Source organism: Streptomyces sp. SID3343 (genome assembly GCF_009865215.1).
GTDB lineage: Bacteria > Actinomycetota > Actinomycetes > Streptomycetales > Streptomycetaceae > Embleya.
Window position 1 is genome coordinate 1 of record NZ_WWJX01001163.1, and the last position, 26,059, is coordinate 26,059.

At 71.2% G+C, this 26,059-nt stretch carries 21 protein-coding genes and 1 pseudogene; 3 read left to right on the forward strand and 19 right to left on the reverse strand.

The genetic code is table 11. The features are described 5' to 3' along the window. Window positions 1–354 precede the first annotated feature (354 nt). Window positions 355–2,661, forward strand: coding sequence for a glycosyl hydrolase family 18 protein (locus GT354_RS36120; RefSeq protein ID WP_161360609.1), 2,307 nt, complete (start codon window positions 355–357; stop codon window positions 2,659–2,661). Between the two features lie 416 nt (window positions 2,662–3,077). On the opposite strand, the gene GT354_RS36125 is transcribed toward GT354_RS36120, so the two are convergent. The 4 genes from GT354_RS36125 to GT354_RS36140 are packed head-to-tail and all read right to left on the reverse strand — an operon-like array spanning window position 3,078 to window position 6,965. Beyond that, on the reverse strand, window positions 3,078–4,313 hold the full coding sequence (locus GT354_RS36125) for an ABC transporter permease (RefSeq protein WP_202512674.1): 1,236 nt from the start codon (window positions 4,311–4,313) through the stop codon (window positions 3,078–3,080). Further along, window positions 4,310–5,041, reverse strand: coding sequence for an ABC transporter ATP-binding protein (locus tag GT354_RS36130; RefSeq protein ID WP_202512675.1), 732 nt, complete (start codon window positions 5,039–5,041; stop codon window positions 4,310–4,312). The genes GT354_RS36125 and GT354_RS36130 overlap by 4 nt, the downstream gene beginning before the upstream one ends. Then, window positions 5,038–6,378 carry a peptidoglycan-binding domain-containing protein gene (locus tag GT354_RS56775; RefSeq protein ID WP_161360610.1) on the reverse strand — a complete coding sequence of 447 codons (1,341 nt, stop codon included), beginning with the start codon at window positions 6,376–6,378 and terminating at the stop codon, window positions 5,038–5,040. Before GT354_RS56775 ends, GT354_RS36130 begins: the two co-directional genes overlap by 4 nt. Further along, window positions 6,375–6,965: a hypothetical protein gene (locus GT354_RS36140; protein WP_161360611.1), complete on the reverse strand. Its 591-nt coding sequence runs from the start codon at window positions 6,963–6,965 to the stop codon at window positions 6,375–6,377. Before GT354_RS36140 ends, GT354_RS56775 begins: the two co-directional genes overlap by 4 nt. 472 nt (window positions 6,966–7,437) lie before the next feature. Here GT354_RS36140 and GT354_RS36145 point away from each other — a divergent pair, with 472 nt between their 5' ends. Then, window positions 7,438–8,094: a response regulator transcription factor gene (locus GT354_RS36145; RefSeq protein WP_161360612.1), complete on the forward strand. Its 657-nt coding sequence runs from the start codon at window positions 7,438–7,440 to the stop codon at window positions 8,092–8,094. After that, window positions 8,091–9,464 (forward strand): HAMP domain-containing sensor histidine kinase, encoded by a 1,374-nt coding sequence (locus GT354_RS36150; RefSeq protein ID WP_161360613.1) that lies wholly within the window; start codon window positions 8,091–8,093, stop codon window positions 9,462–9,464. Before GT354_RS36145 ends, GT354_RS36150 begins: the two co-directional genes overlap by 4 nt. 34 nt (window positions 9,465–9,498) lie before the next feature. On the opposite strand, the gene GT354_RS36155 is transcribed toward GT354_RS36150, so the two are convergent. From GT354_RS36155 to GT354_RS36225, 15 genes and pseudogenes are all read right to left on the reverse strand, one after another. Continuing rightward, the gene (locus GT354_RS36155) at window positions 9,499–10,857 is read right to left on the reverse strand and encodes an ammonium transporter (RefSeq protein ID WP_237535809.1); all 1,359 of its coding nucleotides are present in this window, start codon (window positions 10,855–10,857) and stop codon (window positions 9,499–9,501) included. Between the two features lie 45 nt (window positions 10,858–10,902). After that, the gene (locus tag GT354_RS36160) at window positions 10,903–11,922 is read right to left on the reverse strand and encodes an urease accessory protein UreD (RefSeq protein WP_346012335.1); all 1,020 of its coding nucleotides are present in this window, start codon (window positions 11,920–11,922) and stop codon (window positions 10,903–10,905) included. Window positions 11,923–11,975: 53 nt separating this feature from the next. Further along, window positions 11,976–12,596, reverse strand: coding sequence for an urease accessory protein UreG (ureG, locus tag GT354_RS36165; protein ID WP_161360615.1), 621 nt, complete (start codon window positions 12,594–12,596; stop codon window positions 11,976–11,978). A 126-nt stretch (window positions 12,597–12,722) separates the two neighbouring features. Then, the gene (locus GT354_RS36170) at window positions 12,723–13,538 is read right to left on the reverse strand and encodes an urease accessory UreF family protein (RefSeq protein ID WP_161360616.1); all 816 of its coding nucleotides are present in this window, start codon (window positions 13,536–13,538) and stop codon (window positions 12,723–12,725) included. A gap of 3 nt (window positions 13,539–13,541) precedes the next feature. After that, a complete protein-coding gene (ureC, locus tag GT354_RS36175; protein ID WP_161360617.1) occupies window positions 13,542–15,266 on the reverse strand; it encodes an urease subunit alpha in 1,725 nt (574 codons plus the stop codon). Window positions 15,267–15,607: 341 nt separating this feature from the next. Continuing rightward, a pseudogene (locus tag GT354_RS56780) lies at window positions 15,608–15,979 on the reverse strand (urease subunit beta); the annotation flags it as partial. 9 nt (window positions 15,980–15,988) lie between these two features. Then, window positions 15,989–16,813 carry a cobalamin biosynthesis protein CbiX gene (locus GT354_RS36185; RefSeq protein ID WP_161360619.1) on the reverse strand — a complete coding sequence of 275 codons (825 nt, stop codon included), beginning with the start codon at window positions 16,811–16,813 and terminating at the stop codon, window positions 15,989–15,991. 3 nt (window positions 16,814–16,816) lie between these two features. Further along, complete coding sequence (locus GT354_RS36190; RefSeq protein WP_161360620.1) at window positions 16,817–17,122, reverse strand: urease subunit gamma; 306 nt, start codon at window positions 17,120–17,122, stop codon at window positions 16,817–16,819. A 60-nt stretch (window positions 17,123–17,182) separates the two neighbouring features. Beyond that, entirely contained in the window at window positions 17,183–18,127 is a 945-nt protein-coding gene (locus tag GT354_RS36195; protein WP_346012336.1) for an urea transporter, read from the reverse strand. Window positions 18,128–18,275: 148 nt separating this feature from the next. Further along, entirely contained in the window at window positions 18,276–18,863 is a 588-nt protein-coding gene (locus GT354_RS36200; RefSeq protein ID WP_161360621.1) for a TetR family transcriptional regulator C-terminal domain-containing protein, read from the reverse strand. Window positions 18,864–19,067: 204 nt separating this feature from the next. Beyond that, a complete protein-coding gene (locus GT354_RS36205) occupies window positions 19,068–19,859 on the reverse strand; it encodes a class I SAM-dependent methyltransferase (protein WP_161360622.1) in 792 nt (263 codons plus the stop codon). 137 nt (window positions 19,860–19,996) lie between these two features. Next, entirely contained in the window at window positions 19,997–21,229 is a 1,233-nt protein-coding gene (locus tag GT354_RS36210; RefSeq protein ID WP_202512676.1) for an ABC transporter substrate-binding protein, read from the reverse strand. Window positions 21,230–21,385: 156 nt separating this feature from the next. Beyond that, window positions 21,386–21,898 (reverse strand): hypothetical protein, encoded by a 513-nt coding sequence (locus tag GT354_RS36215; RefSeq protein ID WP_161360623.1) that lies wholly within the window; start codon window positions 21,896–21,898, stop codon window positions 21,386–21,388. Continuing rightward, a complete protein-coding gene (locus tag GT354_RS36220; RefSeq protein ID WP_161360624.1) occupies window positions 21,895–24,093 on the reverse strand; it encodes a nitrate- and nitrite sensing domain-containing protein in 2,199 nt (732 codons plus the stop codon). Before GT354_RS36220 ends, GT354_RS36215 begins: the two co-directional genes overlap by 4 nt. Window positions 24,094–25,013: 920 nt before the next feature. Continuing rightward, window positions 25,014–25,913, reverse strand: a complete 900-nt coding sequence (locus GT354_RS36225) for an ECF transporter S component (RefSeq protein WP_161360625.1) — start codon at window positions 25,911–25,913, stop codon at window positions 25,014–25,016. Window positions 25,914–26,059 lie beyond the last annotated feature (146 nt).

Consider the following 26,059-nt stretch of genomic DNA (forward strand, 5'->3'; position numbering starts at 1 on the left):
CCGCCGACCGCCGACCGCCGACCGCCGACCGCCGATCCCCCGACCGCCGATCCCCCGACCGTCGCTCGCCCCGAGCCGCGTCGTTCGCCCCCCGAACCGCGTCGTTCACCACCCCGGCAGCCCTCGACTGTTGACGAGGATGGTCCAGACCATTTAGCTTACGGAAGGTGAATTGGTCTGGACCAAATCGGACCGGACCACACCGGTCCGGGCCGAATCGATCCGGAACGCCCAACCTCAGCGACTGCACCTCGGTCGCCGCGTCCGTCCCCGGTCGCGGATCACGACCACCCCGGTAGGCGCGAGCGTGCACGGTTCCATACACCCCTGTACCACGCACACAGGGAGAGAGCCATGTCGTCCCCCCATAAGCGCAGATTCGGTAGATTCAGAAAAACGGCACTGCTCGGACTGGCCGCCCTCCTGCTTCCCTTGGCAGTGGTCACCGGCCTCGCCGGCCCCGCCCAGGCGGCCGGCACTCTGACCGCCACGTTCTCCATCCAGGACTACGGCTCCTGGTGGAAGGGCAGTTACGTCGTCCACAACAACGGCGCCTCCGCCGTCAACGGTTGGCAGTTGGAGTTCGACCTGCCGGCGGGTACCACCATCAGCGGCAACTACTACGGTGACGCGACCGTCGTGGGCAATCACGTGTCGGTCAAGAACGCCTACTACAACGGCAACGTCGCCGCGGGCGGCACCACCGAGCCGTTCAGCTACTGGTTCATCGGCAACGGCCCGAAGACGCCGCCGACCGGCTGTACGGTCAACGGCGACAAGTGCGACGGCACGCCCGACGTCCCGCCGACCGCGCCCGGCACGCCCACGGCGACCACGATCACCGCGCGCAGCATCTCGCTCGGGTGGACCGCCGCGACGGCCGGCGACTACCCGGTGACCGCCTACGAAGTGGTCAGCGGCGGCAACACGGTGGCCACCGTGCCCACCAACTCCGCGACGCTGACCGGCCTGACGCCGGCCACCGCGTACACCTACGCGATCCGGGCCAAGGACTCCCGCGGCAATCCCGGACCGCTCAGCGCGCCGCTGACCGTCACCACCGTGGACCCGGCGAGCGACCCCACCCCGCCGACCGCGCCCGGCACCCTGCGCAGCACCGGCAAGACCGCGTCGAGTGTCGCGCTGGCCTGGAACGCGGCCACCGACAACGTCGGCGTCGCGGCCTACGACGTCTACCGTGACGGCCAGTTGGCCAAGACCGTGCCCGCGAACACCCTCGCGGCCACGATCGACGCGCTGTCGCCGGCCACCGAATACACCTTCACCGTCAAGGCACGCGACGCGGCGGACAACTCCTCGCCCGCGTCCAACGCGCTCAAGGTCACCACCGACGACATCGCCGGAGCCGGCAAGAACCTCAAGGTCGGCTACTTCGTGCAGTGGGGCATCTACGGCCGGCAGTACTTCGTCAAGAACCTCGACACCTCGGGCAGCGCGGCCAAGCTCGACGTGATCAACTACGCGTTCGAGAACATCGATCCGGTCAACCTCACCTGCATGGCGGGTGTCACCAAGGGCACCACCGCCAACCCGCAGGACCCCGACCAGGGGACCGGCGCGGGCGACGCGGACGCCGACTACGCGCGGCCGATGTCGGCGGCCCAGTCGGTCAACGGCCAAGCCGACGACGGTTGGGGCAAGTTGCGCGGCAACTTCAACCAGATCAAGCAACTCAAGGCCAAGTACCCGCACTTGAAGGTCGTGGTCTCGCTCGGCGGTTGGACGTACTCCAAGTTCTTCTCCGACGCGGCGGCCACCGCGGCCTCGCGGGAGAAGCTGGTCCGGTCCTGCGTCGACATCTGGATCAAGGGCAACCTGCCCGTCTACAACGGCGCGGGCGGCCCGGGTACCGGTGCCGGGGTCTTCGACGGCATCGACATCGACTGGGAGTGGCCCGGCTCGCCCGACGGCCACGCCGGCAACCACTACAACGTCAACGACAAGGACAACCTGACCCTGCTGCTGGCCGAGTTCCGCAAGCAACTCGACGCCACCGGCGGCTCGCACAAGCTCCTGACCGCGTTCACCCCGGCCGACCCGGTCAAGGTCAACGCCGGCTGGGACCTGTCGAAGATCTTCAACTACCTCGACGTCGCCAACGTGCAGGGCTACGACTTCCACGGCTCGGGCAGCGACAACTCGTGGGAGCCCAACCGGGTGGGCCACCAGGCCAACCTCAACACCGACGCCCAGGACCCGTATCCCACGCACTTCAGCGTCGACGACGCGGTGAAGATCTACACCGACGTGGGCGTCAATCCGCGCAAGCTGACCATCGGCTTCCCGTTCTACGGCCGAGGTTGGCAGGCGGTCGTCGACGGCGGCGTACACGGCGAATGGCAGTCGGCGAACGGCGCGGCACCGGGCCAGTTCGCCGAAGAGGCCGGCACCAGGGGCTATCAGAACCTGCTCACCAGTGTGCCCAACATGACCGTCTACCACGACGAACAGTCGGTCTCCACCTACGGCTACACCGGACCGGGCGGCCAGTGGTGGTCGTTCGACGACGCGTGGTCGATCGCCAAGAAGACGGCCTACCTCAAATCCAAGAACCTGTTGGGCGCCATGGTCTGGGAGATGTCCGGCGACACTCCCAACGGAGCCCTGATGACCGCACTCGACAACGGCCTCAAACCATGAGTTAACGCCGCGGCCGGGCGTCTTCACAGGCTCCCCGGCCGCGACGGCACCGGCCCAACGGCACCGGGCCCCAACGGCACCGGACCGCAACGGCACCGGGCCGCGGGCACCACGTGCTCGCGGCGCCCCGTACTCGCACCACCACCCCGGCCGCCGCCTCCACCCGGCGGCGGCCCCCAGACCCCGTACCCCGAGCCGTCGACCCGGCTCGGGGTACGGGCACATCCACCACCCACGGAGCCCGCCGACCGGCCGCCGCCGACCGTTACCGACAGGCAGCGAAGGCAGCCAAGGCAGCGACAAGCACCGGGAAGCACCCCGACAAGCACCGACAAGCACCGACAAGCGCCCGCAAGCACCGACAGACAACGACCCCCGCCGGTCGAAGCGCACGCCGCCCGCCGCCGCGACGCCAGTCACCCCGTCGCCAACGCCTCCGTCGGAGTCAGGCGGGCGGCGCGGCCCGCCGGATACAGGCCGGCGATCGCGCCGACCACGGCCGACGCGCCGACGGCCGCGGCCAATGCGCCGCCGGGGATCTCGAACGGCCAGTCCTTGGCCGACGTGTAGGCGTAGGTGGCCGCGCCGCCCAGGACCGCGCCCGCGATGCCGCCGAGGCCCGCCAAAGTGACCGCCTCGGTGAGGAATTGGGTGCGGATCTGGCCTCGATGCGCGCCGAGGGCCCGGCGCAGACCGATTTCCTGACGGCGTTCGAGAACGGCGATCACCATCGTGTTGGCGACGCCGACCCCGCCGACGAGCAGCGCCACCGCGCCGAGTCCGAGCAGGAGCGCGTTGAAGGTGTCCTTCGCGGCGAGTTGCGCGGCCAACGCGTCGGACGGACGGCTGACCTTGACCTCGTTCGGGTGCGCCGGATTGACCGTGCGCGCGAGGACGTCGCGGACCTGCTCGACCGCCGATTCCTTGGTACGGGTGTAGACACTCGTGGGCCGGCCGTCGAAGCCCAGATACGTGCTCGCCGCCTCCCAGCCGACCAGGGCCGACGCGTCGAGGTCGGGGACCAGGGCCACGGGGTCCAGGATGCCGACCACGGTGAACCACTGGTCGGCCAGCCAGACTTGGCCACCGGGTTCCTCGACGGCCAGCCGTTCCGCGGCCGTCGCACCGAGTACGACGGTGGGATACCGGCCGGTGGCCGCGTCCAGGAACCTGCCGCTGCGCATCTTGCCGCCGACCGTGCCGAGCAGGTCTTCGCGCGCGGCCAGGACCCCGATACCACCGGTGATGCCGGCGTCGATGCGGTCGTTGCGGCGCACACTGGCTTTGATCTTGCCGGTCGCGGTCGCCGACTTCACCGGACCGATCCGCTCCACCATGGCGTCCGCGTCCGCCGGCAGTGGCGCGTCCTGGCCCGAGAAGCTTTGCCCCGGGCCCACCGAGAGCAGATTGGTACCGAGCGCGGAGATCTGGTTCGCCAACCGGGCCTGACTGGAGGTACCGATCCCGACGACCGCGACCATGGCCGCGACGCCGATGGCGATGCCGAGCGCGGACAGCACGGCACGCAACTTGCGGCCGCGCAGCCCCGACAGGCCCACCGACAGCACGTCGCGCGGGCGCAGCCTGGCCGGCTTCGGCAGCGCGTACAGCGAACCCTCGGTCGCCCTGCGGGACTTCGTGGCCGTGCTCATGCGACCGCCTTCGCCGCGGTGTCCTCGCGGATCCGGCCGTCCAGGATGCGCACCCGACGCGGCAGGGTGTCGGCGAGCTGCGCGTCGTGGGTGATGACCGCGATCGTGGTGCCCTGCGCGTTCAGGTCGTGCAGGAGCTGGACGACGGCCGCGCCCGACACCGAGTCGAGGGCGCCGGTCGGTTCGTCCGCGAGGACGATCTGCGGCCCGGCCACCAAGGCGCGGGCGATCGCGGTGCGCTGGCGCTCACCGCCGGACATCTCGTGCGGCCGGTGGCCGAGTCGGTGCCCGAGACCGACCTGCTCCAGCGCCTCGGCGGCGCGCCGGCGGCGTCGGGACGGGCCCACGCCGTGATAGAGCAGGCCGGTGGCGACGTTGTCGATCGCGGTCAGGTGCGGGGAGAGGAAGAACTGCTGGAAGACGAAACCGATCCAGCGGGCCCGGACCGCCGAGAGGCGACGGTCGGAGAGCTTGGCGACGTCGTGGCCCAGCACCTCGACGCTGCCCGAACTGGGACGGTCGAGCGTGCCCATCAGGTTGAGCAGCGTCGACTTGCCGGACCCGGACGGGCCGACGATCGCGAGCAGTTCGCCCTGACGGATGCTCAGGTCGGCGCCGTCGAGCGCGGTCAGGCCGCCCGGATAGACCTTGGAGGCCGCCTTGAGCCTGATCACCGGGGGCGGCATCGGGCCGGTGTCGGGCCGGGGGCCGCGCAGGGTGTCGGTCATTGCGTGGGCACCCGTACCTTCTGGTCCTTGGCCAGGCCCTCGCCGGAGATCTCGACGCGGCCGTTGGCGAACAGGCCGGCCTTGACGCCGACGAGTCGGCGATTGCCGGCCGGGTCGACGATTTCGACGCCGTACCCGCCCTCGGCCAGCGCGACCAAGGCGTTCACGGGGACGGACAGGACGCCCTTGCGGCTCTGGCTGGTGAACCCGACCGACACCGGAGCGCCGTCCAGCGTGCCGGCCTCGTCGGGCTTGTCGAGCGAGACCGTGACCTTGACCGCGGCCTTGCCGCCACCGCCCCCCATGCCCTTGTCCTCCCCCTTCTCCGCGACCGTGCCGATCGAGGCGATCGTGCCGACGGTGACCTTGCCGTCGGGCAGCCGCACGCTCACCTTGTCGTCCTTCTTGGCCAGCGTCTGCTTGTCCACCGGCACGTTCACCACGACCTGACGGCCGGTGCCCGAGACGCCGGCCACTTCACCCTGGGCGGGGGCGCCGACGGCGCCCTTGACCGCGGTGACCCGAACCGCGCTCGGCTGGACCGCGATCGCGGAGGGATCGACCTTGCCGGTCTGCGGGACCTTGAGGGACTTCTGCCACCGCTTGACCGCAGCGGTGGTGCCGTCGGTGAACTTGTCGTCGACCTGGAGACCGGTGCCGAAACCGAGCGCGACGAGGTTCTTCTTCAGCAGCCGCACGTCCGGGCCGTCGGACACGCCCTTGGACAGCGCTCGCCACAGCGGCGCGTCCCCGTAGAACAGCGGAACAGGGCGGCCGTTGACGCGATACATCGAGTCGCCCTGCTTGAACGTGTCGCCGACGGCGGGCACCTCGGTGAAGATCCGCGAACCGCTGAGCTGGTCGTCCTCCTCTTCCTTCTTCTTGTCGTCCTTCTTGTCGTTCTTGGGGGTGTTGCTCGGCGACGGCCCCCCGGACGGCGTCGGGCCGCCCGCGCCCTGGGACGGCGGCGTGCCGCCGGGCTGGTTCCCGCCGAGATCCTTCCCGTCGCCCTGGTCGGGCGATTGCGCGGGGGATTGGGCATATACCGAACCGGTGCCCGTGTAGCCCAGTGTGCCGTCGATGTCCGCCGTCACAGTCAGGTCGCCCTGCGTGATCGGCGCGGTCGCGCCCTGGTCCTTGGCCTCGGCGGCAACCTTCTCGGTGCCGTCGTCCGGCGAGAACAGCAGCGCCCCGCCCACACCCAGCGCGACCACGGCCGCGACGCCCGCGATCGCGAAGGTCCGGGTCCGGCGGCGACCGCGCGCGGGCAGGCTCGGGTCCGCCTCGTCGGACGACCGATGAGCGGGCGGCTCGTGCCCCGAGTCGAGCCCCGTCACCGGGTCACCGTCATGGCACCACCGGCGCCGCCCTCGGAGCACGCCTTCATGGCCTCGTTCATCTTGGTCTGATCCGCGCCGGCGTCCAGACCCAACGCGTTCAGTCCCTCGGGGTCCGGGTCGGGCATGTCGATGCCGTGCTCGCGCATGCAGCGCGCGAACTTCAGGCCCTTCTCCCGCTGCTCCGCCTTCTCCTTCTCGCTCACCACGCCGCCGTTGGGCAGCCACTTGGTGCAGTCCTCGCTCGCCTTTTGCATCTTCTCCATTTCGGCGCCGGCGTCGGCCGCCGGGAGGGCCTGGGCCATCATGCTGCCGTCGGCCTGCGGGTCGGGCATGTCGATGCCGTGCTCGCGCATACAGCCCGCGTACTTGACCATGTCGCCCTTGGCGCCTGCCGCGGCCTCCTTCGGCGCGCCGGAGCCGGTGGCGCCCTTCTTGTCCCCGAGCGAGGCGACCTCGTCCTTCTTCTTGTCCGAGTCACCGGAGGAACAGGCCGAGAGCATCAGGACGGAGCCCAGTGCCACGGCGGTCGTGGAGACCACCGCCCGGCTGAAACGGGTGCGGTGAGGTGCGGGGTGCGTCCGCATCACGAGGTCCCTTCGCCACGGGGCGGCCCGTTGCCGCCCGACAGGCAGCAGTTCTACGGAGCACCCGGTTCGGACCCGGTTCGCGCGGTGCTAACCAGGAGCTAACCGCAGCCGGCGGACTCTGTTCAGGGTCGCGTTCGGACCGCGTTCGAAGCGCTCCGCAGGCAGCTCCGCAGGCAGCTTCGAATGTGCTCAAGGGCTGCTCAAGGGCTGCTCGAAGGCTGCACACGGGCCGCTCCGGGGTTGTTTCGGAGGCGCTTTCGAACCGCGATCCGGCGCGATGCCACCATGGTGTTGCCCGGTTCGACCCGGAAACGCCGAAAGCGGCATCGCAAGGCGGCGCTCACGGCCGGCACGACAGACAGCACCACAGACAGCAGCACAGACAGCGCGACAGACAGCAGCACCGGCATCACGACAGGCACACGACAAGCAGCACAACGGGCAGCACGACAAAAGGGGCCGGACTCTCATGAAGGTGCTCATCGTCGAGGACGAGGAAGAAATGGCGGCCCTGCTCGCCGACGGGCTTCGCCGGCAGGGCTTCTCGGTCGACGTCGCGCACGACGGCGCCCAGGCGCTGTCCAAGGCGTCGACCGCGTCCTACGACGTGGTCGTGCTCGACCGGGACCTGCCCGTCCTGCACGGCGACGCGGTGTGCCGCACCCTCGTCGCCACCGGCCACGGCGCCCGCATCCTGATGCTGACCGCCTCCGGATCGCTGGCCGAGCGGGTCGACGGGCTCAACCTCGGCGCCGACGACTACCTCGCCAAGCCCTTCGCGTACACCGAACTCGTCGCCCGCATCCACGCCCTCGCCCGGCGCGGCGGCGGCGCGTCGCGCAGCACCGTACTGGCCCGGCACGGCGTCGTCCTGGACACCCAGCGGCACCTGGCCGAACGTGACGGGCGCCTGCTGCGCCTGAGCCCCAAGGAAATGCTCATCCTCGAACTGCTGCTCGCCGCCGACGGCGGCGTCGTCACCCACGCGGACCTGTTGGACGAGGCATGGGAGGAGGCCGTGGACCCGCGCAGCACCGTGGTCAAAGTGGCCATCCACGGGCTACGCCGCAAACTCGGTGATCCGCCGCTGATCTCGGCCGCGCCGGGGATCGGATACCGACTGTGACCGCGATCGCGGCCCCCGTGCCGCGCAGCGGTCTGCGCATCCGTACCCGGCTCGCGCTGCTGCACGCGGCGCTGTTCCTGGCCTGTGGCGCGGTGCTCCTGACGGTGCAGTACGTCGCCGTCAACCGGATCATCGGCGACAACAGCGCGGTGATGACCACGGTGCCGGCCTCCGCGCTGACCGATCCGACCGGGTCGGACGTGGCGGCCGGAGGAGCATCGCCCGCCCAACCCCTCCGCAGCGCCCAGGCGGTGGTTCCGTCCGACCCGGGCGGCGCACTGGCACTCATGCAGGTGCCCTACGGGGGATCGGTCAGCGGCCTGACCGAGATGCAGGCCGTCCAGGCCACCACCTTCCAGGCCAGTCGGTTCGTCGACTTCAAGAGCATGGTGCTGGACTCCCTGATCGGTCAGTCGCTCGCCACGCTCGGGATCATGGCACTGGTATCCGCCGGGCTCGGTTGGTGGACCGCGGGGCGGTCGGTTGCCCGGCTCCGCCGGCTCACCGCCGCGGCCCGGCGCATCTCCGAGCAGAACCTGCACGACCGGTTCGCCCTGGTCGGACCCGCCGACGAGATCAAGGAACTCGGCGACACCTTCGACGCGATGCTGGAACGCCTGGAGCGGTCCTTCGCGGCCAACCGACGCTTCGCCGCCAACGCGTCGCACGAACTGCGCACGCCGCTGGCGTTGCAGCGCACATCGCTGGAGATCCCGCTCGCCGAGGGCCGGGTGCCCGACGACCTCAGGCCGTCGATCGAACGCTCGCTGCGGGCGACCGCGCGCAGCGAACTCCTGGTCGACAGCCTGCTGTTGCTCGCCAAGGGCCAGCAGGGACCGCAGAGATACCAACCGGCCGACCTCGCGGAACTGGCCGACGAGGCGGTGGAGAGCTATCGGACACCGGCCACCGCGGCCGGCATCGTCGTCACGTGTGACCTCGACCGCGCGCCCACCTCGGGCGACCCGGTCCTGCTCGGACAGGTCGCGGCGAACCTCGTGCAAAACGCCGTACGGCACAACACGCCCGACAGCGACGGTCGGGGCCGACTGCGGATCGGCACGGCGCGCGTGCGCGGGGGCGCGGAACTGCGGGTCGACAACTCGGGGCCGGTGCTGGACCCGGCCGAGGTGGACGCCCTGTTCGAACCCTTCCATCGGGGCACCGCCGCCCGACTCGCGACCGGGCTGCCGGGCTCCGGGCTCGGACTGTCCATCGTGCGCGCGGTGGTCGAGAGCCACGGCGGAGCCGTCCACGCCGAGGCCCGCTCCGAAGGCGGCCTGAGCGTGACGGTAAGGCTGCCCGAGACACCGGTCCCCGCGCTCCCCGCGCTCCCCGCCCGCCCGATCGGCGCCCGAGACGACGGCTGATGGGCTGACGCCGCGCGGACGGACGAGAGTCGTCCTACTTGGCGTCCTCGCGGGCGCGCAGCAACGCGTGGATGCGGCGGACCAGTTCGTCGTCGCTGTGTACCGGCTTGTCCGCGGCGAGGTCGCGCAGCCGCTCCGCCGTGCCGAAGTCGTACGCGCGCTCGGCCTCCTCGCCGGGCGTGTGCTCGTAGTCGCCCGACGTGCGGAACCCGACCACGGCCTCGACCGCCTTCGCGATGAGCCAGGTCGACACGAACGAGAAAGCACCCACCGCGACGATCGCGACGAGCTGCCTGCCCAACAGGGCGAGGCCGCCGCCGTAGAACAGGCCCTCCTTGCCGCTGATCTCGGCGGTTGCGAGCAAGCCGACCATGATCACTCCGACGATCCCGCCGAACCCGTGCACACCCACAACGTCGAGCGTGTCGTCCACGTCGACGCGGTACTTGAGGGTGACCGCATACGCGCACACCAGACCCGCGACCAGGCCGGTGATCAGCGCGCCGGTGGGGCTGATCTCGCCGCACGCCGGGGTGATCGCCACCATGCCGGCGATGGCCGCCGAGGCGACCCCCATCATGCTCGCCTCGCCCGTGCGCCACTTCTCCACGAGCGGCCACGTGATCATCGCGCCCGCCGCGCCGAGTTGGGTGTTCAACAGCGCAGCCGCGGCCGTGCCCTGATCGCGCAGCGCGGAGCCCGCGTTGAAGCCGAACCAGCCGAACCACAACAGCGCGACGCCGATCACCGCGAGCGGAATGTTGCTCGGCCGATCCTCCAGCCGGGCGAAGTCGCGCCGGCTGCGCAGCACGACCGCGACCGCGAGCCCGGCCGCACCGGAGTTGAGCTCCACCGGCAGCCCGCCCGCGAAGTCCAGCGCGCCCAAGTGCCCGACGATCCAGCCCTCACGGGAGAACACCCAGTGCGCGAGCGGCACATAGACGATCAGCGTCCACAACACGACGAAGACCAGCCACCCGCGCATCGTCGCCCGACCGGCGATCGAGCCACTGATCAGCGCGACGGTGATGATCGCGAAGGTCATCTGGAACGTGCCGAACACATAGGTGGGGATGGACCCCTTCAGCGTGTTCATGTCGATGCCGCGCAGGAACGCGTGGTCGAGGTCGCCGATCAGCCCGACCCCGCCGACGTCGTCGCCGAAGACCAGCGTGTAGCCGATCGCGAACCAGATCACCGAGACGAACGCCAGGCACGCGAAGCTCATCCTGAGCATCGCCAGGACGTGCTTCGCCTTGACCATACCGCCGTAGAAGAACGCCAACCCCGGGGTCATCAGGAGCACCATGGCGGTGCTCGCGAGGAGCCACGCGGTGTCGCCGGAGTCGTACGCGGCGGGCATCGGCGGGGGTGAGTGACTGCCTGGTGTCATCGGGCTCTCGTTCCGTCGCGGCTTGGGGAGGTGCGGGCGGGCCGGTTACGACTTGCGCAGGTTCGGCGCCGGGCTGCCGGTGAGCAGTCGCCGGACCGCGTCCCAGGCCACGCGCTGTGCGTCGACGATCCGCGGCGGGTGGTCGGCGAGCATCCGCACCCACGCGCCGCAGTCGTGCGGCAGGACGCTCACGCCGTACGTCAGGTCGGGATCGGCCGGGTACGCGTGCATGTGCGTGGCGAGGGCGGTGTGCAGGGCGTCGGCGACCTCGGCGGCGGGGCGACGGTCGGTGACCACGAACAGTGACGCGACGTGGTCACGACCGGCCATGACCGCCGGGCCGGCCGGTCCGCCCGCACCATCCGCCCCGCTCGCGGTGTCCCTCGCGCTCGCCTCGCCGATTCGGCCCGGCTCCAGGCGGAGCGTGTCGAGCGCGAGCAAGGTGCCGTCCGGGCGCCGCAGTTCGAGGTCGGTGGTGAGGATCCGATAGGCGTGCCGCTCGCCACGCGCGAGCCGACCGGCGGTCAGGGTCTCGCCCACGATCACCGTCGCCCCGGGAGCGATGGTGATCTCGGTGCGCTGGTAGAACCGAGCGTCGCGGAACGGGATCAGCGGCCCCGGCAGGTATTCGACGAACGCGCCCGGCCCCGCGTCGATGTGCACGCGCTGCGTCGCGTAGTCGTGCTCCATCCGGTAGACCTTCGTGGCCGCCTGCGTGGTCACGTGCACCTGCGTGTCCGCGCCGCACACCACGTCGGTCCGGTAGCGGTCCGCCTGGGCGATGCCGCCGCCGGTGGACATGACGTAGACGAACGCCATCTCCGGCAGATGCGGATCGATGTACAGCGGGCGCATCAGCTGGAGCGGGGACTTCTGGTAGCGGCCGACCAGTTCGGTCCGGCCGGCCACCCGCGCGAAAGCGAGGTCGAGGATGCCGACCTTGGCCGGCGAGCCCGCCGCGAGCGTGTCCGGCCGGGACGCGAACGCGGCGACGCGCGGCGGCACCCGGACGGGGTCGTAGTACGCCGGCGCGAGCCGATCCACCGCTTGCGCGGGCCGATCCACCGCTAGCGCGGGCCGATTCACCGCTGGCGCGGGCCGATCCACCGCTTGGGCCATCAGTGCAGGGCCTTGCGACGCGACGCCAGGAAATCGGCGATGTCGGCGATACCCTTCCCGGTCAGGCAGTCGGTCAGCACGATCGGCCCGCCGGAGCGCACCCGGTGGGCGTCGGACTCCATGACGTTCAGGTCGCAGCGCACATAGCGGGCGATGTCGATCTTGTTGATCACCAACAGGTCGGAGTCGGTGATGCCGGGACCCCGCTTGCGCGGGATCTTCTCGCCCTCCGACGTGTCGATCACGAACAGGAACAGGTCGACCAGGGCCGGACTGAAGGTCAACGTCAGGTTGTCCCCGCCGCTTTCGTACAACAGCGTGTCCACGTCGGGGAAGCGATCGAGCATCTCGGCGCCGGCCGCGAGGTTCATCGTCGGGTCGTCGCGCACGGCGGTGTGCGGGCACGCGCCCGTCTCGACCCCCACCACGCGTTCCGGGTCGAGCACATCGGCAAGCGTGTGCCGCACGTGCTGCGCGTCCTCCTGCGTGTAGATGTCGTTGGTGATCACCGCCGGCCGATGGCTGCGCTCGATCAGCATCGGCACGAGCGCCTCGATCAGTGCGGTCTTGCCGGAGCCGACCGGCCCGCCGACGCCGACTCGCAACACCTTGTCGTCCATGGGTCTCCTCGGGTGGTTTCGTGGTTGACATGCCGTGGTTCGCTGGTGGTTCCTCGAAGGCCCTGCGCCGACTCGCCGAGCCGCCGAGCCGCCGACGAGGACGGGGACGGGGACGGGGACGCCGGATCAGGTCGCGAACATCCGGGCCTCGGCCCGTTCGTGGCGACCGGACACGACGTCGGCGGCGAACGTGTGCCCGCCCAGATCGGCGAGGTCGCGGTCGAGGGCTTCGTGAACGACCGCCTCGATCACCGGCGCCGCCCCGCGCAACAGCACCTGTGCGCGCCGATGGTCGGTCAGCCGCAGGCGCACCGCCGCGCCCGCGAAGCTCGCGCAGAACGCGAACAGGTCGGCAGCGACGGCCTGTTCGATCGGCACCCCCGCACCCGCGTGTACCACGCCCGCGGCGACCGCCTGGGTTCCGGGACTCTCGCGCCGGGCAACGGCCGCGGCATACGCGGTGATCACCGGTGCGTCGAAGACCTCGGCAGCGAGATCGATGAGTTGCCGGCCGGTACGGGTGGCCGCCAGACGTATGCCGCGGCCCAACTTCGTCGCGTACAAGCGCTCGTCGACCAGGATCACGCCGGCCGGGTCCACCGCGCTCGCGGCCCGGTGGGCGAGGGCGAGCGCGGTCGCGTCGCCGGGCCCGATGCCGTGCCGGAGCAGATCCGCGAGCAGGGCCGCGAGCGTGTCCTGCTCCACCGTGCCCGCCTGGGCGAAGCCCTCCAAGCCGTGCGAGAGCGTGTAGAAGCCGCTCGGGAACGCCGAGTCGGTCAATTGGAGACCGACCAGAAACGCGCCCAGGCTCGGACCGCGCGGGTGCGCGAGGTCGACCGGGGGAGTGCGGTCGGCCGACTCGGAGCCCCGGGCCGACCGCCGGGGCCGCGCGCGCAGGGGCCCGGCGTCGGTCGACGCCGTCTCCGTCTCGTTTCGGTACATGCGTCAGACCAGGAAGAACAGGCGATTGAGCGGCAGTTCCGCAGCCGGCGCGATCGTGGCCGGCTCGCCGTCGAGGGTCACCTTGTACGTCTCGGGATCGACCTCGATGTGTGGCAGCGCGTTGTTGCGGATCATGTTGTGCTTGCCGATCGTGCGCGTCCGCGACACCGGCAACACCCGTCGTTCGAGCCCGAGTTCCGCCGGTACGCCGGCCGCGATGGCGGCCTGCGACATGAAGGTCACGTGCGTGCTCTGCATCGCCCGGCCCACCTGGGCGAACATCGGCCGGTAGAAGATCGGTTGCGTCGTGGGCAACGACGCGTTGCCGTCGCCGACCAGCGCCCAGGACACGAGTCCGCCCTTGATCACCATCTTGGGTTTGGCAGCGAACGAGTCGATCGGCCACAGCACGATGTCGGCGAGCTTGCCCGCCTCGATCGAGCCGATGTGATCACTGAGGCCGGACGCGATCGCGGGGTTGATGGTGACCTTGGCGAGATAGCGCAACACCCGTGCGTTGTCGTTGCGTTCGGTGTCCTCGGCGAGCTTGCCGCGTTGATCCTTGCAGTGGTGCGCGATCTGGAAGGCTCGGGTGACACTCTCGCCGATCCGGCCCATGGCCTGCGAGTCGGAGGCGATGATGCTGATCACGCCCAGGTCGTGCAGGACGGTTTCGGCGGCGATGGTCTCGGCGCGCACGCGGCTGTCCGCGAAGGCCACGTCCTCGGGGATGTCGTGGCTGAGGTGGTGACAGACCATCACCATGTCGAGCAACTCGTCCACCGAGTTCATCGTGTACGGCAAGGTGGGGTTGGTCGACGCGGGCAGGATGTTCGGCTCGCCCGCGACGCGGATGATGTCCGGGGCGTGCCCGCCGCCCGCGCCCTCGCTGTGGAACGTGTGGATCGCGCGGCCGTCGATCGCCGCGCGGGTGTCCTCGAAGAAACCGCCCTCGTTGAGGGTGTCGGTGTGGATCGAGATCTGGATGTCGTGGTGGTCGGCGACGGTGAGCGCGTTGTCGATGACCGCCGGCGTCGCGCCCCAGTCCTCGTGCACCTTGAGGCCGCACGCGCCCGCCTCGATCTGCTCGCCGAGCGCTTCGGGCCGACTGCCGTTGCCCTTGCCCATGATGCCGACGTTGAGCGGCACGTCCTCGACGGCCTGGAGCATCAACCCGATGTTGTACGGACCCGGCGTGCACGTGGTGCCGTTGCTGCCGTCGGTGGGGCCGGTGCCACCGGCGATCAGCGTGGTGATGCCGTTGGTGAGCGCGTGCTTGGCCTGGTCCGGCGCGATCAGGTGCACATGGGTGTCGATCGCGCCCGCGGTGGCGATCAGGTGCTCGCCCGAGATGGCCTCGGTGCCGGGGCCGATCACCAGGCGTGGGTCCACGCCGTTCTGGGTCTGCGGATTGCCGGACTTGCCGATGCCGACGATGAAGCCGTCCTTGATCCCGATGTCGCACTTGACCACGCCGACGACCGCGTCCAGCACCACGACGTTGGTGATCACCGTGTCCAGGGCGCCCTGCGCGCCCGTGGCCTGCGGGTCGGACCCCATGCCGTCACGCATCGACTTGCCGCCGCCGTAGACGATCTCGTCACCGTAGAAGCCCTCGGTGAAGTCCTTCTCCACCTCGACCACCAGGTTGGTGTCGGCGAGGTGGAAGCGGTCCCCGACCGTGGGGCCGAACATGTCGACGTACTGCTTGCGAGGGATGACGGGCATCAGCGGGAACCCTTCTTGGCGGCCTTGCCGGTTCTTGCCGTCTTCGTGGCCGTCGCGGTCTTGGCGGTCCTGGTGGTCTTGCGGGCCTTGGCGGGCTCGCCGGGCTGTTTTCCCCTTGCCCTGGCCGGCTTCGGGCTCGGTTCCGGGCTTGCTTTCGGCGCGGGCGCGGGCGCGGGCGCGGCGGCGGAACGGGTCTGCGGCTTCGGCGCCGGCTTCGACTTCGGCTTCGGTTTCGGCTTCGGCTTTTCGTCCTGGGCTGCCGCCTTCCCGGCCGGCGTCGTCTTCCTGCGGTGTACCGGCGTGGTCGCCGTGTGTCTGGCCGCGCCGAGGTCCGGGCCGTCCTTCGTACCCTGGAAGCCGCGCTCGACCGCGCGGCGGACCGCCTCGACCCGATCGGCCCCCGAGACCGTGCTGCCGTCGAGCAGACCGCTGAAACCCAGCAGTCGCCCGGTGCCGGCGAACCCGCACAGCTCGACCTCGCGCGCGTCGCCCGGCTCGAAGCGCACGGCGGTGCCCGAGGGGATGTTCAACCGCATCCCGAGTGTGGCTGTGCGGTCGAACGACAGCGCCGAGTTGACCTCGAAGAAGTGGTAGTGCGACCCCACTTGGACCGCCCGGTCGCCGGTGTTGTGGACCGTGACGGTGAGGGTGACGCGGCCCGCGTTCAATTCGATCGGGCCGTCACCGTAGATGTACCGCTGCCGGAAGACCATGAACTGCTCCTACGAGACGGGGGAACCGAGGGACGGGAAGGACGCGGACCGCAGGACGGCGGACGGAACATCGTGGGCGTGGGCGTGATCGTGATCGTGATGCGAGTGGCCCCCCGCGTCCGGAGCGTGGCTGTGCCCGGTGCCGTGGTCCGCCGCGGCGACCAACCCTGCGGCCACACCGTCGTCGCCGTGCGCGCGCCGGCGTTCCACCGCGTCCGCCACCCGCGCGGCGACCACCTCGGCCACCGCCGAGGGCGTCAGCAGCGCGGTTGCGGGAGCGCAGTCGATCCGTGCCGTCGACGGCACCACGAACGACGCGGGCAGGACCACGACCCGGCGCGCGCCGAGCACCCGGCAGCGCTCCACGCCGTGCGCGAGGTCGGGGTCGCCGTCGGTGAGTGCGACCTCGACGAGGCGGTGCCGACCGTGCTGCCGGACCAGGCGCGCGATCCGGTACAACTCGGCGTCGTCGTACACGTCCCCGGCCGGCGCGGCGACCACGAGCGCGGCGTCGAGCGGAACGCGGTTGGCGGCGGCGCGCAGCCACCCGGTCAGGTGCCGCGCGGTGCCGAACGGCGCCGCCTGCACGACGCGCGTGCGTTCGGCGGGCCCCAGCGCAGCGAGCGTGCGCGCGGTGTCCGCGACCAGTTCGGCGTCGCGGCCCAACGTCATCGGCACGACGCAGATCTGTTCGTACCCGGCCCGCACGCGTTCGTGTACGGCTCGGTACAGCTCCCGTCCACACGCCACCGGACGCCCGCCCGGGATCGACAACGCTCGTCCGTTCGCGCTCTCGTGGCCGCCGACGGCGAGCACACCGGTATGCGCCGACACGGCTCAGCCGCCGATCGGGTCGTGACAGGACACGAGTTTGGTGCCGTCGAGAAACGCGACCTCGACCTGGAGCAGGCCGAGCATCTCGCGAACGCCGGGCATCGTCTCCTCGACGGCGACCACGTGCCGGCCCAATTCCATGCAGTCCGCCACGGACTTGCCGTCGCGCGCGGCCTCCAGGATCGCCTCGGTCACGAGCGCGACCGACTCGCTGTAGTTCAGCTTGAGACCGCGATCTCGACGCTTGCGGGCCAGGTCGGCCACCACGTACACGAGCAGCTTCTCGACCTCACGGGGTGCCAGATTCATCGGGTGATACCTCTCTCGGGACGTGCTGTGACGCGATGTCCGTGACCTGCCGGTGGGGACCTACGCCTTGCGAAACCTGGGCAACTGCGGGACGGCGGCCATCAGTACCCAGGTGGTGAGGACGAACGGCCACGTGAAGGTGTGGCCGCCGAAGGGCTTGAAGAACACCGTCAGCGAGGCGGTCAGGCCGGTGGTCACGGCCGCGCCGAAGAGTGCGTACGCGCCGTTCCATCCGTCCCGGCGCAGGAACACCGCGCCCACGGCGATTGCGGCGAGCACCGCGTTGTAGCCGTAGATGCCGTCGGCGATCAGCGCGGCGGGCGCGCCGAGGGCCCACGCGACGACGATGCCCACGACACTGCCGAGCGCCGCGTACAGCAGGACCCACCAGCCTGCGAAGGCCAGGCCGACGAGCATGATCAGCCCGACGTACCACTCGTCGGTCAGGAAGACCTGCGCGACGTTCGAGAAGAAGGCGTGCCACACGTCGTGCCAGGACAGGCCGGTGCCCCCGGTGCTCGGGCTCGTCGCCGCCGCGTTGCCTTCGTGCCACACGCGGGAGAACGACGGTGCGCCGACCACCATGACGCCGCTCACCACGCAGAACGGCGCGGTCAGCGCGCTGAGTTCGTACGGTGCGAGCACGGTGGTCAGGGCAGCGGTCACGAGCGTGCACAAGATCGCGCCGGCGACGGCCAGGAGGTAGGTCGACGGGTGCCGGCCGAGCGACGTGACCAGGGCGATGCCGGTGAGGCAACCACTGAAGCCCTGCAATCCCTGCGAGATGTTCGCCCGGTCCACCCGGAGCACGCGCGCGGTCGCGGTGGACACCACCGTGCCGATCGTCGCGAACAGGCCGATGTCCCACCCGGCGACCCACAACGACACCAGGATGAGCGCACCGGTGATCGGGTTGGCCTGGAGATCCACCTGTCCGATACCGCGCAACCACACCGTGCCGGCGGCGAGAGCGCGCCCTGCCGGGCCGGGGGGCGCAACGGGCACGGGCTGGGCTCCTCGTCCTGGGGTTCGGTCGACCCGACGGTTGTCAGGTCTGCCGATATCCCCGGGTGGACGTGCTGAAGCCGGTGTAGTACGACGAATTACCTACGAAGCGAAAAAACACCCACTTGCCGGGCATTCGGCTCGCCGATCAGTGGCCCCGGGCGACACGGTCGATCCGGTCGATCTCTTCCGTCACCGCGAGCTCCGCCGCCGCGCCGCTCGTGGTCTCCGGATAGAGCAGGACGTGCAGGCTCAGCCCGTCGATCACCGCGACGAGTCGGGCGGCGGCGTCGGGGACGTCGACGCCGACGATCAGTTCACCGTTGTCGTTGGCGTCCTGGAGGATTCCACGCACCAGGACGCCGAGATCGTCCCGTTCACGGCGATTGATCGCGGCCACCCTCGGGCTGAGCAGGCTGCGGTGCCAGACGGCCAGTTCGACCATGGTCTCCGCGATGCGCTCGTCGTCCAGCGGCAACAGATCCACGGCGGCGGCACGCAACGCGGTCAGGCCGAACAGTCCGGCCGTACCGCCGAAAAAGCGCCGAGCGATCCGTTTGTGCGACCACTCCAGCGCCGCGAGGAGTACGTCGTCACGATCGCCGAGGCCCACGTCGGCCACGTCGACCCCGGCCGCGGCCGCCACGTCGGCGGGGGTGGCGTCGCCGACACCGGTGGCGACCACCCGGAACGCGGCGGCCGCGATCCCGTCGCGCGCGTTCCTCGTATTCGGCATCACCCCACCCTAGGCGGTCCCCGCGACGCACCCGACACGACGCACGGTTCGCGGCCCGCGCTCAGGGCCCCCGGGAGGGCTCGGGGCCCGCCTGGGAGCCGCGCCGAGCAGCGCCGAGCCGTGCCGAGCCGCGCCGCGATGGTGTCCTCGCCCGAATGGTGTCGTCACCCGATCGGGCGACGACACCATTCGCCCGCCGGTGGATCAGGCGGTGACGGGCCTGATGCCGACCGTGGAGATCAACCGCCAGCCGGCCGTGGTCAGGCCCGGGTGGGCGACCACGTCCTGGAAGCGGTCCAAGAGTTCCTCGGACAGGCCCACCGCGAGCAGTTGCGGGCGCAGCTGGCGGGCGTTGATCGCGTACAGGCGGTGGGCGAGGCCCGGCCCCGAACAGTCCGATTCGGTACGCGTCGCGCGTACGGCGGTCAGGCCCGCCTCCTCGAAGGCGGTGCGGGCGGCCGCGGCCCATTCCAGGTCCGCGCCGCGCCCGCGCAGCACCGCGAGGACGCCCGCGACGACCTCGGTGAAGATTTTGGCGTCCTCGGGGTCCTCGCACGTCAGCACGCGAGGCGGCTCCGGGCAGAACCAATCCTCGATCACCAGGACACCACCGGGCTCCAGCGCGTCGACCAGGCGCGGCAGGATCTCGCGGCGCTCGGCGATGTGCAGCAGGACCAGCCGGCCGTGGATCCCGTCCCACGAGCGCGCGGTGAGGGCGTCGGTGCGCAGGTCGTGGGCGAAGGTATGGATGGGCGCGCCGTCGGCCGGAGCCGACAGCGGCCGGGTGTCCAGGTCGCACGCGTGCACGGTGCCGGACGGCCCGACGCGCCGGGACAGTTCGCGCGCTCCGCTGCCGAGCCCGTAACCGATCTCCAGCCAGCGGCGGCCGCTCTGGTCGCCGAGCGAGTCGAGCACCACGCCGGTGCTGGGATCGAGCAGGTCCTGAAGGGTTTCGAGTTGCGTCGTGATGTCGTCGGCTTCGGCGAAGGCGTACATGTACTCGCTCCTCGGGTGAGTCGGGTGAGTTCGGTGCTTCGGGTGCCTTGGTTGCTTCGGGGGCCTCGGGCGCCTCGGGCGCCTCGGGTGAGTCGAGCGGGTCGTGCGGGTCGCGTGGTCGCCTGCGCTGTGCGGAATCAACCGCCCAGGACGGCGAGTTGCTCGACGGCCACGTTCGCGCGCTTGGGGCCGTCGGCGCGGACCTCGAAGCGGTACCACTGCTGAACCGGCGAGTGGGTGACCGGGTTCAGCTGCATGACCCCGCGCGGACTGTCGATCTGGCCGACCGAACCCAGGGCGGTGTTCACCGCCTCGGGGGTCAGCGGCTTGCCGCTTCCCCGTACCGCGGCGATGGCGGTGTCCAGCGAGCGGGCGATGTCCCACGCGGCCACCGCGTAGATGGTGGGGCTGCGGTCGGGGTGCCGCTGCTGCCACGCGGCCACGAAGGCGCGGTTCGCCGGGTTGTCCAGGTCGGCGCCGTAAGTGGCGAAGGTGGTGATGTTGGCCGCGGCGTCGCCCTGCGCGTCGAGCTGGCGGCCCTCGGTCAGCGGACCGCTGCCGTACAGCGGCAGGTTCGCCGCGTCGGACTGCTTGTACTGCTTCACGAAGTCGACCGCAGCGGTGCCGGCGTAGAACGAGTAGATCGCCTTGGCTCCGCTCTGCGCGATCTTGTTCAGATAGGGCAGGAAGTTCTGGGTGGCCGGGAAGGGCGTGAAGGTGGTCTTGCCGTCCGGGTTGGCCAGCGTGCCCCCGGCCTTGGTGAAGGACTCGGTGAAGCCCTTCAGCTGGTCCCAACCGCCCTGGTAGTCCGGGCCGATCGCGTACACCGGGCCGGTGACGTGCTCCTTGACCCAGGGACCGGCGGCCGCGCCCGCCTCGTAGGACTGGGTGTTGAACGACCATACGTGCGCGGTCAGTTTGGGATCGGGGAACTCCGGCCGACCGGCCACGCCCATCAGGGCGGTGTTGTTGTCCGCGAGCAGCGGCAGGATCCCGGCCACGCTGCCGCCGCTGACCACGCCGGTGACGGCCAACACCTGGTGTTGCTTGACCAGTTCGGTCGCGGCGGGGACGGCGGTGGGCGGGCCTGCCCCCTCGTCGCGCACGATCACCTCCGCCTTGAGCCCGCCGAGCTTGCCGTCGTGCGTGTCGCGGTACAGCTCCAGGCCGGCGCGGGTGTCCTCGCCGACGGCGGCGTAGGGGCCGCTGGAGGGGGTGAGCAGGCCGATCTTGGCGACGGCGTCCGAGGCCGGGGCCTTGTTGCCGCTCTTGTCGGCCGCGCTGCCCGAACACGCGGACAGCACCAGGAGTAAGCCGGCGGCGAGTGCCATCGGGGCGCGAAGCGGCCGGGTCCGTCTGCTGGTGGTCATGGCTGGGTGCTCTCTTCCTTCGGGTGTTCCCGGGGTGCCGGGTTGGGTGCCGAGCGGTGAGCGGTAAGCGGTGTGCGGTGGTTCGGTCGGGGCGCTGCCGCGTGGCAGGGTCGGCCGGCGCGGCCGCTCGGGCCGCGCCGGTCGTACCGGATCGGGTCAGAACACCCGGGTGGGGGTCGGCATCCGGGCGGGCTGCGGCTGGAGGCCCCGGCCGCGGGCGAGGGGGGTCAGGGACGGGCCCACGCGTTCCATCAGCGCGTGCATCGCCCGGACCACGTCCCCCACATCGGCGTTCCAGGTCGTCGCGACGATCAACGCCGACGGGTGCACCTGGCCGTCCGGGCCCGGGCTGGTGTTGCCCATCGTGAGCAGGAGCCCGTGCTCGGCCTGGGACATCAGGACGCTGACCGGGCCCAGGCCCATCAGGTCGGCGCTGTAGTCCTGCATGAGCAGGGCCCCGGGGGCGCTGGAGGCGATCTTCTCGGCGTTCGCGATCCACACCGGCTGCGTGCTCGGGTCCGTCGGGATCCGGCCGGGCAGCGACGCCTGGGCGACCAGGAGCGAGTCCCCGCTCGCGGCGATCGCGTGCAGCACGTCCGGGGCGTGGTCGGTCACGAACTGGCGCATGAAGTCGTCCAGCACGCTCTGGTCGACGACGGACTCGGTCATGGGGAATCCTTCGGGGGTCGGGTGAAGGGGAGATCGCGGACGCCGCGCCCGAACGACGCGGCGGCCGCCCCGGCTCGGGCGGCGTCCCGCGTGGGCGGCGCGGCCCGGCGGACGGGCGCCGCCGGTGCCACGCGACGCTCGCGTCGGGGGAGTCCCTGTGGGGTGAGTTCGGTCGCGGTCCGGGACGGCAGCGGCCCGGCGGTGATCGGCGCGACCGGGTTCGTCGCGGGGTCCTCGATGGCGGACACGGTGTCGGGTGCCGTTCGGGGCACCGGTACCGACGTGCGCTCCGGGCGGCGGCGATGGCGGCCCACCGCGGCGATGATCGTGTGCGGCAGGACGATGTCCACGACCGTCCCGCCGGTGGCGCCCGCGCTCGCGCGCAGCTCGACCTCGATGTCCAGCGCACGCGATTGGAGCGCGACCACGGTCAGGCCGGTCTGGCGCAGCGACGGGAGCGCGTCGACGTCGGCCCGCAGCCGCCCGTTGAGCACGGCCGGGTCGTGGTGGCCCACGCCCCGGTCGAGGACGCTCACCAGCACGCCGGCCTCGGTCCGCGCCGCGGTGATCTCCACCTGGTGTCGACCGGAGAACCGGGCGGCGTTGTCGACGACCTCGCCGACGATCTGCCGGACGGCGCCGACCGCGTCGCCGGCGAGCGTCACGGAGGCGGGGATGCCCTTGAACACGATGTCGGGCAGGCGTTCGTAGTCGGTGACGCGCTGGGCGCCGGCGCGGATCACCTCGAACAGCGGGGTGTCGGGCCACAACCGGTTCGGTGGCTGCCCGCTGAGCACCGCGATCGAGTCGGCGAGGCGTTTGGTGCCCTCGTTGCCGTGATCCACCTCGTAGACGACGCCCAGTTGATCCACCGTCAGGGAGGACTCCTGGAGCCGGTCGAGGGCACTGCTGACCCGGCCGGTCTGCATTCGGATGCGCCGGGCGACGTCGCCCAGCGCGTCGTTGTACTCGCGCTGGGCCAGGACGAGCGAGGCGCTGTGCTCGACCGTGGAGTACGCGAGCCGGTTGAGTGCGCGCGAGAGGTCGGCGATCTCGTCGGCGCCGCGCTCGCGCACCTGTTCGTTGCCCAGCATCTTGAGCGCGTAACTACGACCCGTGTCGTGCGGGGCCAACGCGTCGCGGCGGCGCAGGTCGGCCTCGACGGCCGGCAGCGTCTCCTGCGTCATCACCGTGACCCGTTCGGCCAGGGTGCTCAGGCGTCGGTGCAGGAGCCGGCCCAGCCAGCCCGCGGCAGCGGCGGCGGCGAGTACGCCGGCGATCAGCAACGCCCCCTGGACGGCGGCGAGTCGGCGACGGTGGGCGGTGACGCCGGACACCTCGTCGGCGACGTCCGTGTCGGCCCGCTGCTCCACCGACCACAGCCGGTCGGCGCGCTCGGCCAGTGCCGTGCGCCATGCCTCCGGAGCGATCGGCGCGCGGCCCAACCTGTCCTCGACCTGGGCCACCAGGATCATCTCCGGTCCCGCGAGCGCGCGGGCGAGCCGATCGCGCCACGCCGACGGCGCGGTCTGGCCGAACGACTCGATCGCCTGGTCGTGCGCGGCGCGCGCGGTGGAGGACGCCTTGAGTACGGTGCCCGGCAGCGGGCCAGAGCCCAACGACCGCAGCACGGTGACCTGTTGCTGGCCCAACGCGGCCCGCGCCTGGGCCATCGAGGTGATCGCACGCAGTCGGCCGGCGGTCTCGGTGGACAGGCCCGGGGTGAGCGCGACCTGGGCGCGCAGCTCAACGGTGGTGCCGATCCAGGCCCAGTAGCGCACCGCCGCCGCCGACGTGGCGACCGCGCGACCGGCGACCTGGGCGCGCAGACCGGGCAGGCCGTGCAGGGCGATGTCGACGTCGACCAACGCGTGGCGCTCGGCGGCGGGGATGTCGCCGCCAAGGCTCCTACGGCGGTCCTGGTAGCGCCGCGTGGCGTCCTCGGTGAACTCGATCGCCTTTTGGTACTCGGCCGCGGTCACGGGATCGGGACCGCGGCTCAACAGGGTGACCGCCGCCGCGCTTTCGGCCTGGAGACGACGGCCGACCTCGCCGGCATCGGCGGACGCCCGGACCAGATCGTGGGCGTGCTCGGCGTCCTGCGCCTGGTTCACCAGGGTGAGGATCGCGGAGCCGGCGAAGAAGACCATTCCCGCGGCGGGGACGACGACCATGAGGGTGATCAACCCGCGCACGCGCGGCCGGAGTCGTTTCGCGAGCCGTGACCGCGGCCGCCCGGGAGCCCGCAGGCCGGGGACTCGGAGCCTCATGTGCGGTCACCGTCCCGTCGGGCCGGCGGCGCTACCCGGCGGCCCCGCGGGGCCCCGGGTATCCGGTGCGCGGCGCCGGCGGGCACGGACCGGCGGTGGGATCCGGATCGGACGACGCGGGGGGTGTGGAGGCGGCGCTGTAATCGCAACACGAGTGGTAGTCCCTGGAGGGTGGTCGGTGGGGGAGAGGGGACGGTCCCTGCGACGGTCTCTGTGCTGTTGCCCGCACGGGCGGGGGAGCCGGTCCGGTCGGTGGGACCGGGAAGGCTCGGCTCTCGGTACGGCGAACGGTTCCGCCGGGCGGCTCGATGCGCCGCTCGGCAGGCGCTGCTTCGGGTCGGTGGGTGGTCGGTCTGCACAAGTCCCGTGCGGCATCGACGCGTTCGGGCGCGCGGATCGGGACGGACCCGCTCGCCCTGTCGGGTGGGCTAGTTCGCCGAGCGTGAAGAGATCGTCGGCCGAAACGTCGCGGCGACGGATGGCGACGCGGTGTGCCCACGAGGCGTCGTCGCACGGTCCGCAGGCCGGTTCGGGGTCCTTCGGCGGTGGGTTTTCGCCGCGGAAACGCCCATGAACGGATCACTCCTCGCAGGGGAAGCGGTCGACGAAACGACGCTCGACCGCCGCTGGTGCAACTGTTCGCATCGATGCGCACACACACTGTCCCGGCCATCGGAGCGAACGTCAAACGAAACTTCGGTGTCCGCAAACGCACATGCGCGCGGCGGGCCGGCGCCAACTTCGCATCACCTTGCATACCAGCGGAATCACCCCTTCCGCTGTCGTGGGTCCCGGTCTTTCGCCGTGGTTTCGTCGGTGGATCGCGAGGTCGTTCGCGAGGTCGTTCACGAAGTCGTTCGCGCGGACTCGCCGGCGCCGGCCTCGGTCCGCGGTGGTGTGGCCGCGCGCGCGAGCGTCGGCTCGAAGGCCACCGGTGCCTCGAACGCCGCCTTGCGCGCGGCCCGCCGCAGCGCGGCGAGTACCGCCGGCCCCACCAGCACGACGGCCACACAATTGGTGATCGCGCGGCCCGTGTCCCAACCGAACGTGGAGGTGAGCACGGTGAACACGAAGAAGCGGTGCAGGTTGTCGAGGATGCCGTCGCCGGGGACGAACGCGGGGCCGACCATGGTCGCCGAGTCCGCCAGGAAGGGCCAGAACCACATGTTGAGCAGGAAGCCGAACGCGTAGGCGGAGAACACCCCGTAGCACGCGAGCATGACGATCTCCCGGCGTCCGCGCACCCGCTTGGGCAACAGGCCCGCGCCGAGCCCCACCCACGCGGACGCGAGCATCTGGAAGGGCAGCCAGGGCCCGACTCCGGCGGTCAACAGCGCGGACGCGAACAACGACGTACAGCCGAGAACGAACCCGAAGCCGGGTCCGAACACCCGCCCCGCCAGCACCAACATGAAGAACACCGTCTCGATGCCGGCCGTCCCCGCGCCCAACGGCCGCAGGGCCGCGTTGATCGCGGACAGCACGCCCAACATCGCGAGCGCCTTGGAGTCCAGGCCACCGCTGGTCATCTCGGCCAGCACGATCGCGACCACGAACGGCAGGGTGACCGCGAAGATCAACGGCGCGTCGCCGGAGTGCGCGGCGGACTCCGGCGCGGGCGACGCGAACAGCGGCCACAGGAACATGGCGAGCCCGGCCACCGACGCGATGGTGAGCACGATCGCGGTGCGGGCGGTGATCCGGATCGCGCTGACCCGGCGGTCGCCCTCCGGGGCGGTCGTCATCGCCCGGCCTCCTTGGTCGTGCCGATCGACGCGGCGTACGCGGCGTCTTGGGTGTTCGGGCCGCCTTGGTCTGCGGGGTCGTCGGGGTCGTTCCGGTCGTCCGGGCCGTGCGGGTCCTGCGGGTCCTGCGGGTCCTGCGGGTCCTG